The 14,155-nt window shown below is 64.1% G+C and carries 17 protein-coding genes; 11 read left to right on the top strand and 6 right to left on the bottom strand.

Annotation, left to right across the window (positions count from 1 at the left end; all coding sequences use genetic code 11):
- Window positions 1–626: 626 nt before the first annotated feature.
- Both HMPREF3044_RS12130 and HMPREF3044_RS12135 read right to left on the bottom strand, forming a co-directional pair.
- On the bottom strand, window positions 627–1,007 hold the full coding sequence (locus HMPREF3044_RS12130; protein WP_070742128.1) for an alpha/beta fold hydrolase: 381 nt from the start codon (window positions 1,005–1,007) through the stop codon (window positions 627–629).
- 1 nt (window position 1,008) lies between these two features.
- Complete coding sequence (locus HMPREF3044_RS12135; RefSeq protein ID WP_005390830.1) at window positions 1,009–1,515, bottom strand: phage holin family protein; 507 nt, start codon at window positions 1,513–1,515, stop codon at window positions 1,009–1,011.
- A gap of 84 nt (window positions 1,516–1,599) precedes the next feature.
- Between HMPREF3044_RS12135 and HMPREF3044_RS12140 the strand changes: the two genes are divergently transcribed.
- Window positions 1,600–2,169 carry a hypothetical protein gene (locus HMPREF3044_RS12140; protein WP_070742130.1) on the top strand — a complete coding sequence of 190 codons (570 nt, stop codon included), beginning with the start codon at window positions 1,600–1,602 and terminating at the stop codon, window positions 2,167–2,169.
- Here HMPREF3044_RS12140 and HMPREF3044_RS12145 read toward each other — a convergent pair.
- Window positions 2,123–2,896 (bottom strand): HAD family hydrolase, encoded by a 774-nt coding sequence (locus HMPREF3044_RS12145; protein WP_070742132.1) that lies wholly within the window; start codon window positions 2,894–2,896, stop codon window positions 2,123–2,125. The genes HMPREF3044_RS12140 and HMPREF3044_RS12145 overlap by 47 nt on opposite strands.
- Before the next feature lie 400 nt (window positions 2,897–3,296).
- Between HMPREF3044_RS12145 and ssd the strand changes: the two genes are divergently transcribed.
- The 8 genes from ssd to HMPREF3044_RS12185 all read left to right on the top strand — a co-directional run bounded on the left by ssd (window position 3,297) and on the right by HMPREF3044_RS12185 (window position 8,154).
- Window positions 3,297–4,331: a septum site-determining protein Ssd gene (gene ssd, locus HMPREF3044_RS12150; RefSeq protein WP_070742189.1), complete on the top strand. Its 1,035-nt coding sequence runs from the start codon at window positions 3,297–3,299 to the stop codon at window positions 4,329–4,331.
- Window positions 4,324–5,439 (top strand): TadA family conjugal transfer-associated ATPase, encoded by a 1,116-nt coding sequence (locus tag HMPREF3044_RS12155; RefSeq protein WP_070742135.1) that lies wholly within the window; start codon window positions 4,324–4,326, stop codon window positions 5,437–5,439. The genes ssd and HMPREF3044_RS12155 overlap by 8 nt, the downstream gene beginning before the upstream one ends.
- Window positions 5,427–6,068 carry a type II secretion system F family protein gene (locus HMPREF3044_RS12160; RefSeq protein WP_005390824.1) on the top strand — a complete coding sequence of 214 codons (642 nt, stop codon included), beginning with the start codon at window positions 5,427–5,429 and terminating at the stop codon, window positions 6,066–6,068. Before HMPREF3044_RS12155 ends, HMPREF3044_RS12160 begins: the two co-directional genes overlap by 13 nt.
- The gene (locus tag HMPREF3044_RS12165) at window positions 6,065–6,622 is read left to right on the top strand and encodes a type II secretion system F family protein (RefSeq protein WP_005390822.1); all 558 of its coding nucleotides are present in this window, start codon (window positions 6,065–6,067) and stop codon (window positions 6,620–6,622) included. The genes HMPREF3044_RS12160 and HMPREF3044_RS12165 overlap by 4 nt, the downstream gene beginning before the upstream one ends.
- A gap of 36 nt (window positions 6,623–6,658) precedes the next feature.
- Complete coding sequence (locus HMPREF3044_RS12170; protein ID WP_005390819.1) at window positions 6,659–6,841, top strand: DUF4244 domain-containing protein; 183 nt, start codon at window positions 6,659–6,661, stop codon at window positions 6,839–6,841.
- Complete coding sequence (locus HMPREF3044_RS12175; RefSeq protein ID WP_005390812.1) at window positions 6,841–7,146, top strand: hypothetical protein; 306 nt, start codon at window positions 6,841–6,843, stop codon at window positions 7,144–7,146. Before HMPREF3044_RS12170 ends, HMPREF3044_RS12175 begins: the two co-directional genes overlap by 1 nt.
- Entirely contained in the window at window positions 7,136–7,456 is a 321-nt protein-coding gene (locus tag HMPREF3044_RS12180; protein ID WP_005390810.1) for an Rv3654c family TadE-like protein, read from the top strand. The genes HMPREF3044_RS12175 and HMPREF3044_RS12180 overlap by 11 nt, the downstream gene beginning before the upstream one ends.
- A 188-nt stretch (window positions 7,457–7,644) precedes the next feature.
- Complete coding sequence (locus HMPREF3044_RS12185; protein WP_005390806.1) at window positions 7,645–8,154, top strand: Hsp20/alpha crystallin family protein; 510 nt, start codon at window positions 7,645–7,647, stop codon at window positions 8,152–8,154.
- A 96-nt stretch (window positions 8,155–8,250) separates the two neighbouring features.
- Here HMPREF3044_RS12185 and HMPREF3044_RS12190 read toward each other — a convergent pair whose 3' ends face one another.
- Window positions 8,251–10,479, bottom strand: coding sequence for a DEAD/DEAH box helicase (locus HMPREF3044_RS12190; RefSeq protein WP_070742137.1), 2,229 nt, complete (start codon window positions 10,477–10,479; stop codon window positions 8,251–8,253).
- Window positions 10,480–10,511: 32 nt separating this feature from the next.
- Between HMPREF3044_RS12190 and HMPREF3044_RS12195 the strand changes: the two genes are divergently transcribed.
- On the top strand, window positions 10,512–10,715 hold the full coding sequence (locus HMPREF3044_RS12195) for a cold-shock protein (RefSeq protein ID WP_005390801.1): 204 nt from the start codon (window positions 10,512–10,514) through the stop codon (window positions 10,713–10,715).
- Between the two features lie 150 nt (window positions 10,716–10,865).
- Window positions 10,866–13,742 (top strand): type I DNA topoisomerase, encoded by a 2,877-nt coding sequence (gene topA, locus HMPREF3044_RS12200; protein ID WP_070742139.1) that lies wholly within the window; start codon window positions 10,866–10,868, stop codon window positions 13,740–13,742.
- On the opposite strand, the gene HMPREF3044_RS13190 is transcribed toward topA, so the two are convergent.
- Both HMPREF3044_RS13190 and HMPREF3044_RS13195 read right to left on the bottom strand, forming a co-directional pair.
- Window positions 13,739–13,897 (bottom strand): hypothetical protein, encoded by a 159-nt coding sequence (locus HMPREF3044_RS13190; RefSeq protein ID WP_005390798.1) that lies wholly within the window; start codon window positions 13,895–13,897, stop codon window positions 13,739–13,741. The two genes, topA and HMPREF3044_RS13190, sit on opposite strands and share 4 nt — an antisense overlap.
- An 8-nt stretch (window positions 13,898–13,905) precedes the next feature.
- On the bottom strand, window positions 13,906–14,070 hold the full coding sequence (locus HMPREF3044_RS13195; protein ID WP_168167263.1) for a hypothetical protein: 165 nt from the start codon (window positions 14,068–14,070) through the stop codon (window positions 13,906–13,908).
- Window positions 14,071–14,155 lie beyond the last annotated feature (85 nt).

The raw sequence follows: 14,155 nt of genomic DNA on the forward strand, positions 1-14,155 counted from the left end.
CCGAATGCGGCCCGACCCCGTTTGAGTTCTCGTGTTTTGGTTCCAGCTGGGCCGTGTTGTGTACGGCAGCGTTCTGAAGGCAGCCCTTCCTTGTTTGAAGCTCGAGGCCTTGGGGCAGCTGGGCCGCAGAAGGTACCCGCGCGACCGAATGCGGCCCGACCCCGTTTGAGTTCTCGGGCTTCGGTTCCGGCTGGGCCGTGTTGTGTACGGCAGCGTCCCGGAGGCGGCCCTTCTCCGGTCAAAGCTCGAGGCCTTGGGGGCGGCTGGGCTGCAGAAGGTACCCGCGCGACCGAATGCGGCCCGACCCCGTTTGAGTTCTCGGGCTTCGGTTCCGGCTGGGCCGTGTTGTGTACGGCAGCGTCCCGGAGGCGGCCCTTCTCCGGTCAAAGCTCGAGGCCTTGGGGGCGGCTGGGCTGCAGAAGGTACCCGCGCGACCGAATGTGGCCCGACCCCGTTTGAGTTCTCGGGCTTTGGCTCCGGCTGGGCCGTGTCGTGTACGGCAGCATCCCGAAGGTGGCCCATCGCCGTGCAAAGCTCGAAACCTTGGCTCCAGGTGGTCCGCATTGCGAACCGGCGCACCAGCGAGCAGACCCTGCAGCCCCAGCAGCCCCCGCAACTAACGCTGCCTACCGCGTCTTCTTCGCCAGGGCCGCGGTGAGCACCCGGGCGGCGGGGGAGCGGACATCGAGGAAGACAGCACCGGGGTGTTCGTTGACCACATCCTGGACGAGGTTGGGGTGCTTGGACTGCACCATCCGGGCGATGTTCTCCACATTGCGGTTGGGGACGAGGAGCGTGACCGGCGGCTCGGCGATCTGCGGGATAGCGTGGGCGACGTCGGCGGCGAACGTGTTGATGCTGTAGCCACGCGGGGGTTGATCGGATTTGCCAAAGCCACGCAAGGTCAGCGTCGTCGCGGTCGGGTGGGGCTCCTCAAGGGAGAGATAGACGTGCGAAAGGCACCCGCTTTCGTAGTGTAAGCGGATGCCTCGTTGGTATAGGTACACCTTAGGAGTACATGCCCCTGTTCTGGTCCTCCAGCTGCTTGGTGGCCTTGCCGGGGACGAGCTTCTTCATCTCCTGCACGGAGGCGACCGTCTTCTTCGGTGCCTTGATGGTCTTGACCTTCTTCAGGCCGACAAGTGCAAGAACAGCGGCGATGACAAGCATGAGGATGAAGATGATGAGCCATGCTGCCCAGCGGGCAACCCACAGGGTGAGGAGCTCAGCCGCAAACACGAAGAAGAAGAAAAGCGAGAACAGGGCGATGACGCCAGCAGCGCCGAGGAGGCCGCCACCGAGGCCGGCCTTCTTTGCTTCGCCAGCGATCTCAGCCTTGGCTAGTTCGATTTCCGAGCGGACGAGCGTGGAGATCTGGCTCGTGGCGTCAGACACGAGATCGCCGATGGATCCGGTACCGGCGGGGCGGGTGTCCACGTCGTGGAGCGGAATCGAGTTAACGCGTGTCGCTACAGGCTCGTTTGGGTCGGTGTACAGTCCGTCGTTGTTGCTCACGTGGGTTCCTTCTCGTGTACGTCTAAATTCGTTCTTCGGTATATCAATCCTACAGTGTAGCCGTCACCGACTAATCTGGCACACATGTTACTCGCTGATGCCCAGCTCGTCGCGGAGGTTGCCCGCGTCCACCGGATCGCCCCACGCCTCACCAACGCGGAGTCGGTGGCGCGCGGTGCGGTGCTCATAGCGGACATCGCGGGTCTCGACAGGGAGGTGGTGGCATCGGCGGCGTCGCTGCTGCTGGATCCGCCGCTGCCTACCCTCACCCGCCAGCCTCTCCAGGTCGTCGCAAAGCTGGACGTGGTGCTTGGCGGGTCGGGAGTGCCCCGTGAACCTGACCAGCTTGTCACGCTCGCGGGGATGCTCACACACACTCCTCCGACGGGGATCGGGGCCGACGTGCTGGGGCTCACGCACGGGGCGCTCGACAACGGGCTCGCCGTCGGGCTCATTGTGTCCCGGCTGGCGGCGATGGCCAGCGGCCTCGACCCGAAGGGACTGTGTGTGCCGGAGGTCTTCTACAACCGCCACCGTGCACGGTTTTTCCAGGCACTCTCGTCGTACGCAGGTGATGCGCAGGAGCTGTATGGTCTCTACGAAGAAGCTATGTACGCCGGTGCCCGGGAAGCAGCGGGGATCGCCAGAAAATAGCGATGAGGGCGCCAATCAGAACAATTGCTGCGCCGGCTGTCACCCACGGATTGGGGTGAGGGAACAGGGGCATGGGGTTGGAGAACCGCCGAATGGGGACCCCGTTGTCCGCGGCCCACTGCGCCAGGTTCTTATCGGGGTTGACTGCGACGGGGTGTCCCACCGCTGCGAGTAGGGGAATGTCCGTCTCCGAGTCGGAGTAGGCGTAGCTTTGCCCCAGGGCGTAGCCCATCTCCGTGACGCGAGTGATTTTTCTCACACCCTTGTTGTAGGTGAGCAGCTTTCCGGTGTACTTCCCGTCACGAACTTCCAGCTCAGAGGTAAGAATCCGGTCGACTCCAAGTTCGGTGGCAATGGGGGCGACGAGGTCACGCACGGAAGCTGACACAATGACCACGTCGTGGCCTTGTCGTTTGTGCCAGGCGATGAGTTCGCGCGCCTCCTCGTAGATGGCGGGGGTAACCACCTCGTGCAGCGTGGTCTGCGCGATTTCTGCCACTTTCGCCACGTCCCAGCCTGCGACCATTTCCAGGAGCTTGTCCCGTGTGGAATCCATCTGGCCACCTGACCAGCCCTGTAAGAGGAAGGCTGTTTGGGCGTAGCTCAGCGCAAGTGCCTGGGAGGCAGTGATGAGCCCGTTCTTGAAGAACTGGCGACCGTAGGCAAGCGCCGATGACGTGGCGATTACCGTTTTGTCCAGGTCAAAAAAGGCCGCAGGTGTGCTCATAATGACTAAGTGTATATACCCGTGGAAATGGGGGTAGAAATTTTTTTGGGTTAGGTGTTGCCGTGAGAAAAAAAGTGTGTCATACTTCGTATTGCACGGCCCCGATATACAGTGCGGCCGGCCCCGGTTCGCCCCCCGAGACCGGGTTACTCTGACGGCCCGCATCCATCCCCCCCGAGATGCGGGCCGTCCTATATCTTCAGCCAGACGCATCCCGGCAAGTGTCGTGGGTAAGCGCCACCATGTGTCGCTTGCGTGGCGTGGTGGACCTCCACAGCTCGTTGGGTGCAACACTCTTCTGACCAGCGCATTGTGTGGAACTTTCCGCACGATCCGGAGGTTATCCACAGAATTGGGTGCAACCGTTGTGGGCACGCGGTTGTGGCGTGAAGATGGGGCCATGAACGAAACACGCATGCACGAGTCCTACATTCTCATCGCCGCGGACGACCCCGTCCGCGCAGACATCCTCCATATCGCCGCCGCCACGGGCAGAGAAGTGGTCGAGGCCACCGACCCCGTCGAAATCCGGCGACTGTTCCGGCGGGCCTTCGCTGTGCTCATCGATGCCACGTGTGCGGCCGCCACCCGCGACCTACCCCGCCGGTCCCGCGTATTCCTCGTCACCCCCGATCCCGGTCCGCCCGACTACGAGTGCGCTATGGCGATCCACGCCGAGCTTGCCTGCACCGTACCCAGCATGTCCTATGACATCGTCGAGGCGCTGAGTCGTGAGCCTGCACGCATCGCCGGTGGTGGCGAGGTCATCGGTGTGATGGGGGTCTGCGGCGGCGCGGGTTCCTCCACCCTTGCCTGCGCCCTTGCGCTGAGCTCCTCCCGTCCGTCCTTGCTTGTCGACGCCTGCCCGTACTCCGGTGGCCTCGATCTCGTCCTCGGCGCGGAGGAGATGGAGGGCAAGCGCTGGCCAGATGTCCACCTCGACGGCCACGTCCCCGCCGCCGAACTTCGTGGGGCACTGCCTCAGGTGGGGGACACGGCGCTTCTTACCTGCGACCGGGGAGCGGTGAGCGCGCCGCCCACCACCGAGGAGGTTATCGCCGTCATTGAGTGCCACCGGGGTGACCCCGCCGGCGCCCGCACCATCGTCGACCTGCCCGCCTGGTCGGAGCCCGTGGCGGGGATCCTTAGCGCCCTGGACAGGCTCATCCTCGTCGTCCCCGCCGAGGTGCGTGCCGTTGCAGCGGCGGCGGGTATCACCAGGACGATTCGCACGGAGCTGGCGATCGCCGTGCGCTACCGGGAATGGTCGGGGCTCAGCTCCCGCGAGGTGGGTCGCCTTATCTCCCTGCCTGTCGAAGCCGAGATCCCGCATGTGCGGGGGCTTGCCAAACAAGTAGAAACGCGCGGCCTGACGCATCTTCCCCAACAGTTACGGCGAGCCGCGGAGTACCTCCTGGGGGTGGAGCGTGGGTAGCGTCGTCGACAAGCTGCAGGAAGCGCTGGCGAGCAACCCGGGGCTGACCCCAGCGGAGCTTGCGCGGATCGCGCGCGGGGAGGTGGGCATCGTCTCCGACCAACAGATGCTGATGCTTCTGCAGAAGGTGAACAACCGCGTCCACGGCATCGGGGTATTGGAGGGGCTCATCGCGCCGGGGGTCACAGACGTTGTTGTCAACGGCCCGGAGAGCATCTGGGTCGACCGGGGGAACGGCATGGAAAAGGTCGACTCCGTCCGCTTCGAGTCCGATGCCGAGGTGCGTCAGCTCGCTACCCGGCTCATGCACGCGGCGGGCCAGCGCCTCGACGACGCTGTCCCGTTCGCCGGTGGCCACATCCAGCGGCCGGACGGGCAGACCATCCGCCTCCACGCAGTCTTATCCCCACCGGCGGCACCGGGCACCCTCCTCAGCCTGCGCATGCTGCGGGGCGCGACCGCCACCCTTGACCGACTGGGGATTCCGCCGGGGCTCGTGCGAGTGCTGCGCGGTCTCGTGCGGGCGCGGCGCTCCATCCTCGTTGTCGGGGGCACCGGCACCGGCAAGACAACGATGCTGTCCGCCCTTCTTGCCGAGGTCCCCGCACACGAGCGCATCATCTGCATCGAGGACACCGCCGAGCTGCACCCGCCGCACCCGCACGTGGTGAGCCTTACCACCCGGGGCGCCAACGCCGAAGGTCGCGGCGCGATCACTATGAGCGACCTGCTCACCCAGGCGCTGCGCATGCGGCCGGACAGAATCGTCGTGGGGGAGATCCGGGGTAAGGAGGTTGTCGACCTCCTCGCCGCCCTCAACACCGGCCACGACGGCGGTGCCGGCACCGTCCACGCCAACAGCCTCGACGAGGTGCCCGCCCGGATGGAGGCGCTGGCTGCCCTCGGTGGGCTCGGGCAGGAGGCGTTGCACGCGCAGCTTGCCGCCGCCATCGACATCATCATCCACATGGTGCGCACTCCTGGCGGACGTGTTATCCACCAGATTGGAGTGCTTATCGCCCGGCGCGGACAGCCGGTGCGGACGCGGGTGCTGTGGGAAAACGGCACGCCACAACCCGGGTGGGAGGAGCTTGTATGCTCGCTCTAGCCTTGGCGTTAGTCATCGTCGGCGTGCCACCGCGAAGGCGACTCGGCGAAGAGGAACGGGGTGAATTCACCCATCTGCCGCTGGTATGCGCCATCGCGTTCGTGCTTGGGTGCGCGGTCATCGGTCAGGTGACGGTTGTCGTTGCGCTCGTCATCCTCGCTGCGACGGCCGTGCGCGTGGGGGCTACCCTGCGCGGTTACAGGCGGAAAACCGCTGCGGCCGAGGCCCTCGCCCGCGACGTGGGGCAGCTTGCAGCCACATTGCGCACGGGTGCCCTCTACCAGCCGGAGAAGGCCCCCGATTCCCCGCAGGTGCGCGCACTCGGCTCCGTTGCTGAAACCTACGGTATTCCTCTCGCTGGCCTGCTAGAAAGCGTGCAGGCTACAATGGACCGCCAGCTGCAGCACGACAAGCAGACGGTGGCGCAGCTCCAGGGGCCAATCACGACGGCGGGTATCCTGACGGCGTTACCGGTTATCGGCATCATCATGGGGGCCGCCATCGGCGCGGATTCCGTTACCTACCTGCTCGGTGGGGGGACAGGCGGGATCGTCCTTGTCGCTGGCACCGGCTGCATCGCCGCCGGCGTCCTCTGGTCCGCGCGGATCATCACGGGGGCGATGTCATGATCGGCCCTGCGGTCCTGCTCGCCCTCGCCCTCCTCATCGTGTCCCGACCGCCGGGGGCGCGGCTGGAACCGGCCACGGGCCCGACGATCCTTTCCCGGTTGCGCTGTGGCGGCGCCCCGCGTGACGGTCCCACAGTCAAAGACACAGTCAGCGACGTTGAACTATTCAGTGCCTGCTTGGAAGCCGGGCTTTCGCACGCACAGGCGGCGCACGCCGTCGGCATGTGCGGGGGAGACAGCGCCTGGCTGACGACAGCATCGCTGCTGGCCGTAGGGCTCGACCCGGATACCGCGTGGGCACCCGTCCGCGCCCTTCCTGGCTGCGCCGACATCGCCTCGCTGGCAAGCGCTGCGACGCGCACGGGGGCATCCATTGTGGCCGGCTGCATGCGGGTGGCGGACAAACTCGCCACCCGGGCAGCCGACGAGGCTACCGCCGCAACAGAACGCGCCGGTGTCCTCATTGCATTACCTCTCACCATGTGTTTCCTTCCAGCGTTTTTCCTCCTCGGGCTCGTGCCCGTGCTGGTCTCGCTGGGAGCGGACTACTTCTAACACACCACATCACATCCATCTGAAAAGGAGAACACCATGTTTGTTAACCGAATCCGCCACCTGTTCGTCGACGATCTGGGCATGTCCAGCGTGGAATACGCGCTGGGCACAATGGCTGCCGCAGCCCTTGCCGGCGTGCTGTATACCATCGTCACCGGCGACAGTGTGACGAGCGCGCTCGAGGGCATGTTCACGGACGCACTTCACAACCGTCCCTAATGCTCGAGGGTGATGAGGGAGCCGTCACCGTCGAGGCGGCGCTGGCGTTGACCAGCATCATCGTGGTCACCGCAGGCATCGTGGCGGGGATGGCATCCCTTGTCGCCAGTCTCCTCGCCGTGGACACCGCCGGTGCCGCTGCCCGCGCCTATGCCGTCGGCGTGGACTACGCGCCGCCGCGTGGAACTGTTGAGGTGACAGAAAGCGCCGGGCTTGTCACAGCGACGGCACGGATTCCCTCCCCGCTGGGGGAGATGACGTCCACCGCCGTCTGCCTTGTTGAGGGGAGAAACCGTGCGCGATGACCGTGGTTATGCCACCGTTCTCGCCGCAGGGATCCTCCTTGCACTCGTCGCTCTGCTCGGCACCCTGCTGTACTGTGTGAGCCTCATTCACGATGCTCACGTGGCGCAGCGGGCTGCCGATCTCGCAGCGGTGGCGGGTGCCCGGGAGGTCTATCTTGGGCGGGAAGGATGCGATGTGGCAGCCGACATCGTGGCCCGCAACGGGGGTGCTGTGACTGAATGCATAGTCAGGGGTGATGATCTGACCATTATTGTCCGCGTGGGCTCTCGTACGGCCGTCTCGACGGCGGGTCCAACCGTGCTCTTATAACGTTGTGTGGTGGGTAAATAATTCCCTCGTTCGCTAGTAGTAAACACGGTTAAAAAACGTTGACAAAAGTCAAATCGGGATTAAAGTTGGGGGTAGCGAAAAGGTGATAACCGGACATTCGAAAGGATGGTTTCGCAGGTTTTCTACCCCCGCTTCACACCAACTGCATAGACAAAAGGAGACACATCATGGCAGACATTTCCCGCTGGAACCCATTCGCAGAACTTGCACCGCTGCAGCGCGCATTCTTCGGTGAGGACTGGCCAGGCTTCGGCCGGGACGAATTCCCCGGTTCCCGCCGCGGCATTGATAGCCCGACGACGGACGTTTACACCTCTGGAGACAACGTCGTCGTAGAGGCGCACCTCCCGAACTTCTCTAAGGACGATATCGACCTCGACATCGACGGTCGCGTGCTGACGATTAGCGCATCGCGCCACTCCCGCGAGGAGGACAAGGACCGCAAGTACGTCATCCGCGAATCCTCGTCGAGCTTCCAGCGCCGCGTCACCCTCCCCGAGGGCGTCGATACGGACGCGATTACCGCCGAGCTGAACGACGGCGTCCTTACCGTCACCGTTCCTACCCCGCAGGTCAGCGCATCCAAGCGCAAGATCGAAATCACCGGTGGCTCCAGCACCCCGACAATGATCGACGGTGGCGAAAGTGCCGCAGACGGTGAGGAAGACGAGAAGTAATAAGACAACGGCGGGCGCTCGCCTGGATTGATCCGCAGGCGCTCACGTGGGGCATCGCACACCGGTTGTACCGGGGCGGTGCCCCTTTTTTCGCGGCTAGCCTTCGTCCTGCGTGCGCAGGATGCTCAGCAGCCGCAGGGCGCCCTCCTTGGACAGAGGCTCGTTGGCGTTGCCACACTTGGGTGAGATGATGCACGAGGGGCAGCCGGACTCGCAGCCACAGGAATCAATGGTGTCGTAGGTGGCGGTGATCCAGTCGTCGAAAAGCTCAAAACCACAGTCCGCAAAGCCAGCACCGCCGGGATAACCGTCGTAAACAAAAACGGTGGGCAGCATCGTGTCCGGGTGATCGGCGGTGGACAACCCGCCCAAATCCCAGCGGTCGCACGTGGCGATGAGGGGGAGAATCCCGATGGCGGCGTGCTCCGCAGCGTGCAGCGCGCCCGGCCAATCGGCGGGAGTCAACCCCACCGCCTCAAGGAGGACCGGATCGATGGTGTACGTCACGGCCCGCGTGGTGAGCACATCCGGCGGCAGGTGCAGCGACTCCTGGCCGAGGATTTCCCCGCTGCGGTGGCGGCGGATAAACCCGGTGACCTGCTCGGTGACCTCCACCTCGTTGAGCTGAACCGAGATGCCCGGCCGGCGGCGCTCCTCCACCGTGCGCAGGATCTCAATATCCGTCTCCGAAAGCGTCATGGTGGAAAAATCGGCGTGGGTGGGGGAGACGAGTGCGATGTCGTCGACAAGCTCCTCGCTCACATATGGGCGTCCCTGATGCAGGTAGATGGCACCGGGGTGGAGCTCACTTTTCGCGCGCGACTCGTCGATCGTCCCCAGCAGGCGGCCGTCCTGAGCATCGACGATGGTCACCTGGTTGCCACCGCCGCGCAGATGCACATCCTGATGCGGGTGGAGGCCTGGCTCCGGGTAGTAGAGCCCGTTACCGCGGCGCACCAATCCTGCCGGGGAGAAATCGCCGATCTCCTCGGCGGTGAGCGGTTTCTCCGCGGCAGCGCACGCGAGGTGGGGTTCCACCACGTACGGGTTCGCCGGGTTGAAAGCGAACCGCTCAATCGGCTTATCCAGCAGCGCCTCCGGGTGGTGCACAAGGTACTGATCCATGGGCTCATCGCGGGCAACAAACACGGACAGCGCACCCTGCCCACGCCGCCCCGCGCGACCCGCCTGCTGCGTGAAGGAGGCGATCGTCCCCGGGAAACCCGTCGTAATAACCGCATCCAACCCGCCCACGTCGATCCCCAATTCCAGGGCATTCGTGGTGGCCAGGCCGATGATCTCCCCGGTGTCGAGCTGGCGCTCCAGACGGCGTCGATCCTCGGCCAGATACCCCGCCCGGTACGCCGCCACCCGCTTGGCTTCTTCCGTTCTACCGCTCCGAAGGAGCTCCTCCCCGCACTGCATGGCGACGGTTTCGGCGGCGCGCCGGGAGCGCACAAAGGTCAGCGTTCTCAGACCCTCGGAGAGCAGAACGGACATGATGTGTGCGGCCTCCGTTGTGGCGGATGTTTCCTCCCCCGGGGTCCATAGAATCGTGGTGCGCTCCCCGCGGGGCGCGCCATCGCGGGTGATCGCACGAACCGGGACACCGAGGAGGCGGGCGGCATGCGCGCCGGGGTCGGCGGCGGTGGCGGAGGCGGCGATGAACACCGGTGTTGCCCCGTAGTGGGCGAGGAGCCGCTGGAACCGCCACATCACCTGCGACATGTGTGCGCCGAACACGCCCCGGTAGGAGTGGCACTCGTCGATGACGACGAAGGCGAGGCGGCGCAGGAACCGGGACCAGCGTGCGTGGTCGGGGAGGATCGCCTGGTGCAGCATGTCCGGGTTGGTGAAGATGAAGCGGCTCATCTCCCGCACGGCCCGACGCACCTCCTGTGGCGTGTCGCCGTCGTAGGCGTTGGGGTTCACACCGCTGATGCCCGCCCCGCGGATGATCGCGTTGACGTTGCGGATCTGGTCGGTGGCCAGTGCCTTCGTCGGTGTGAGGTAGAGCGCCGTCGCACCCTCCTGCTTGGCCATCCGTGTCAGGATGGGCAGCAGGTAGGCGAGCGATTTGCCGGAGCTGGTGCCGGTGGAGATGACCACATTTTCCCCGTCGTGCGCAGCCGTGGCGGCATCCGCCTGGTGGGAGAAGAGGCTGGTGATGCCGCGCTCGGTGAGGAACTCTCGCAGTCCTGGGTCGACCCAGGCGGGGTAGGGGGCGAAGGTGGCGGCGCGGGCCGGTGTGATGCGGAGGTGCTCGACGTGCTCCTTGCCGAGAGCGTTGGTCAATTGTGCTGCGATTTCTTCGCCAAACCTCACTGCATGTCCTCCATGACTTACAATCTACACACATGGCACAAGGCACAGTTCGGTGGTTCAACCCAGAAAGTGGCTACGGCTTCATCATTGATGACGAGTCTGGTCAGGATCTTTTCGTCCGTTATTCCGATATTGAGGGGGCGGGCTTTCGCACGTTGCAGGAAAATCAGCGCGTGGACTATTTCGTGATGGAAGGGCCGAAGGGGGCACACGCCTCCCGTGTGCGGACGGTATAGTCTCTGCTTCCACCGGCGCGCGGTGGGCGTACCCCGGTGTTGTTACCCCCGGAATGTTCGGGCTGCACGGGTTGCGTGGTAGGGATATATATTACTGTGTAGTTTTGATGTTCTTCGTTTTGTAAGAAGAAGGAAAGTAAGAGGTTTCCTGTGGTAAAGCGCCTGGTGATTGTCGAGTCACAAACAAAAGCCAATAAAATCGCTCCCTACCTCGGTCCGGACTACATAGTTGAGGCATCGGTGGGGCACATCCGCGACCTCCCCCGTTCGGCCGCTGAGATCCCGGCGAAATACAAGAAGGAGCCGTGGGCGCGCCTCGGCGTGGATACGGAGCATGACTTCCAGCCGCTGTACCTGGTCAGTAGCGAAAAGAAGAAGAAGGTCGCGGACCTCAAGAAGAAGCTGAAAGAGGTAGACGAGCTCTACCTCGCCACAGACCCCGACCGCGAGGGAGAAGCCATCGCCTGGCACCTGTTGGAGGTGCTTAAGCCGAAGGTGCCCGTGCGCCGCATGGTGTTCAACGAGATCACCAAGCCGGCGATTATCGCCGCCGCCCAAAACACCCGTGAGCTGGACGAGGATCTCGTTTCCGCGCAGGAAGCCCGCCGCATCGTCGACCGCCTCTATGGCTACGAGGTGAGCCCCGTGCTGTGGAAGAAGGTCATGCCGCGCCTGTCCGCCGGTCGCGTGCAATCCGTGGCCACGCGCGTCATCGTCGAGCGCGAGCGCGAGCGCATGGCGTTCATCTCCGCCGATTACTGGGATCTCACCGCTGAGCTGGATACCAAAAAGAACGAACTGAACAGCGTCTTCAACGCCCGCCTCACCGCCGTCGATGGCAAGCGCGTGGCGCAGGGGCGGGATTTCTCCGATCGCGGTGAGCTGAAGGACGATACGCTCGTTGTCCTGGACAAGGATCAGGCGACCGCGTACGCCACGTCGTTGAAGGGAGCCGAGGTACGCGTCGATGCGGTGGAGGAGAAGCCCTACACACGCAAGCCGTACCCGCCATTTATGACCTCCACGCTGCAGCAGGAGGCCGGGCGCAAGCTGCACTACACCTCCGATCGCACGATGCGTATCGCCCAGCGCCTGTACGAGAACGGTCACATTACCTATATGCGTACCGATTCGACCACGCTGTCCCAGTCTGGCCTGCAGGCCGCCCGCAACCAGGCGATTGAGCTGTACGGCGAGAAGTATGTCGCCGATTCTCCGCGCCAGTACACGCGCAAGGTGAAGAACTCCCAGGAGGCCCACGAGGCTATTCGTCCCGCCGGTGATCGGTTCGCCACCCCCGGTGAGCTGCACGGGCGTCTCGATGCTGAGGAGTTCCGCCTCTACGAGCTCATCTGGCAGCGCACCGTCGCCTCCCAGATGGCTAACGCCCACGGAACGTCGATGAAGGTCACCCTCTCCGCCGATAACCTCACGTTGTCCGCCACGGGTCGTTCCATCACGTTCCCTGGCTTCCTCAAGGCTTATGTGGAGACGAGTGAGCTTTCCGACGGCAGGAAAGTGGCGGACAACGCTGAGTCTCACCTCCCGGTTCTCACGGAGGGGCAGACGGTTCACGCCGAGGATGCCACCCCCGAGGGGCACTCCACGAACCCGCCGGCCCGCTACACCGAGGCATCGCTGGTGAAGAAGATGGAGGACCTGGGCATCGGTCGTCCGTCCACGTACGCATCCATCATCAAGACGATTCAGGATCGCGGCTACGTCTTCTCCCGCGGTAACGCGCTCGTCCCCAGCTGGGTGGCGTTCGCCGTCGTGGGGCTCATGGAGCAGAACTTCGGGTCGCTGGTGGATTACGATTTCACCTCCGAGCTGGAGGATCAGCTGGACTCCATCGCCACCGGCAACACGGACCGCACCAATTGGCTGACAGGCTTCTACTTCGGTGATGCCAACGCGCCCGAGGAATCCGTCCCCTACCAGGGTGGTCTCAAGGCGATCGTCGGCCAGAACTTGGAGAACATCGATGCCCGCGAGGTGAACTCGCTGCGCCTCTTCGCGGATAAGGAAGGCCGCGACATCGTCGTGCGCGTCGGCCGTTACGGTCCGTACTTGGAGCGCGTCGTTGGGCTTACCGACGACGGCGAGCCGGAATTCCAGCGCGCCAACCTGCCGGAAGCAACCACCCCAGATGAGCTCACCCTCGAGTTTGCAGAGAAGCTGTTTGCCACCCCGCAGTCCGGCCGGGAGCTGGGAACGAACCCGGATAACGGGCGCACCGTTGTGGCCAAGGAGGGTCGCTACGGGCCGTACGTTACCGAGCTCGTCCGTGACGACGAACGGTCGGTCGTCGAAAAGCAAGCCCTTGAGGTTGTGCAGAAGGAGCGCGAGGAAGAAGACGCGCAGCGCAAGGCCGAGGGCAAGCGGAAGAAGAACTGGGAAACCAAGACCGCAGAGAAGCAGAAACAGAAGCGGATCGACGAGTTCATCCAGGAGAAGTTGAAGCCCGGCACCGCGAGCCTGTTCTCCTCCATGGATCCGGCAGCGGTCACCCTCGAGGAGGCACTGAAGCTGCTGTCGCTTCCGCGTGAACTCGGTGCCGATGACGATGGTGAGATCATCACCGCCCAGAACGGCCGCTATGGCCCGTACCTGAAGAAGGGCAGCGATTCCCGTTCGCTGGCTTCCGAGGACCTCATCTTCACCATCACTCTCGACCAGGCTAAGGCCATTTACAGGGAGCCGAAGCGCCGGGGCCGCCAAGCCGCCAAGCCGCCGCTGAAGACGTTGGGTAACAACGACGTATCCGGCAAGCCGATGGTGGTCAAGGACGGTCGCTTCGGCCCGTATGTCACCGACGGTGACACCAACGCCTCCCTCAAGCGAGGCGATACGCCGGAGACCCTGACCGACGCCCGCGCCTGCGAGCTCCTTTCCGAGCGCCGCGCCCGTGAGGCCGCCGGCGAGGTGGGGAAGAAGAAGACGACGCGGAAGAAGGCAACCCGCAAGAAGGCAACGAAGCCGAAGCAGACGACCAAGCGCGTGGTGAAAGCCCGCCGGTCCCGTTAGTTAGAGAACACGAACGGCGGCAGTGCACGCGATGCGCTGCCGCCGTTTTGCGCCTTGCCGGGCAACAACACGTCACGCGCCCCGGAAAGGGAGCGCTTCCTCATCGGGAAGCAGATGCCACGTGCCTGGCAGAACGAGGCCTTCTGCGCTCTCATTCACAGAGTTATGTGGAGGCTGACTTTCGTGTCGCGTACACCGTGAAAATCGCGCCAACAATGACCACGGCAACCGTCCAGCCAAGGCCAATGCTGCTGGCCTTGTCGGCAACAACGTCGCCATACGGCTGGTCAGATAGTAGCGGGGCGAGGAGTAGACAGTAAGCCCACACTCCGGCTAAAACAGTTGCGAAACCGATAATTACTTTGCGCGGATTATCGGGATTTATGGTGCTCTCCGATCCCTAGGAAATACGT

It is taken from the genome of Corynebacterium sp. HMSC073D01, from assembly GCF_001815555.1.
In the GTDB taxonomy this organism is placed as follows: Bacteria; Actinomycetota; Actinomycetes; order Mycobacteriales; family Mycobacteriaceae; genus Corynebacterium; species Corynebacterium glucuronolyticum.

Coding starts and splice junctions, on each gene's coding strand:
- HMPREF3044_RS12140 (WP_070742130.1), top strand. CDS start 1,600: ATGTTACTCGCTGATGCCCAGCTCGTCGCGGAGGTTGCCCGCGTCCAC.
- HMPREF3044_RS12195 (WP_005390801.1), top strand. CDS start 10,512: ATGGCACAAGGCACAGTTCGGTGGTTCAACCCAGAAAGTGGCTACGGC.
- HMPREF3044_RS12185 (WP_005390806.1), top strand. CDS start 7,645: ATGGCAGACATTTCCCGCTGGAACCCATTCGCAGAACTTGCACCGCTG.
- ssd (WP_070742189.1), top strand. CDS start 3,297: ATGAACGAAACACGCATGCACGAGTCCTACATTCTCATCGCCGCGGAC.
- HMPREF3044_RS12165 (WP_005390822.1), top strand. CDS start 6,065: ATGATCGGCCCTGCGGTCCTGCTCGCCCTCGCCCTCCTCATCGTGTCC.
- HMPREF3044_RS12170 (WP_005390819.1), top strand. CDS start 6,659: ATGTTTGTTAACCGAATCCGCCACCTGTTCGTCGACGATCTGGGCATG.
- HMPREF3044_RS12175 (WP_005390812.1), top strand. CDS start 6,841: ATGCTCGAGGGTGATGAGGGAGCCGTCACCGTCGAGGCGGCGCTGGCG.
- HMPREF3044_RS12145 (WP_070742132.1), bottom strand. CDS start 2,896: ATGAGCACACCTGCGGCCTTTTTTGACCTGGACAAAACGGTAATCGCC.
- HMPREF3044_RS13190 (WP_005390798.1), bottom strand. CDS start 13,897: ATGAGAGCGCAGAAGGCCTCGTTCTGCCAGGCACGTGGCATCTGCTTC.
- HMPREF3044_RS12160 (WP_005390824.1), top strand. CDS start 5,427: ATGCTCGCTCTAGCCTTGGCGTTAGTCATCGTCGGCGTGCCACCGCGA.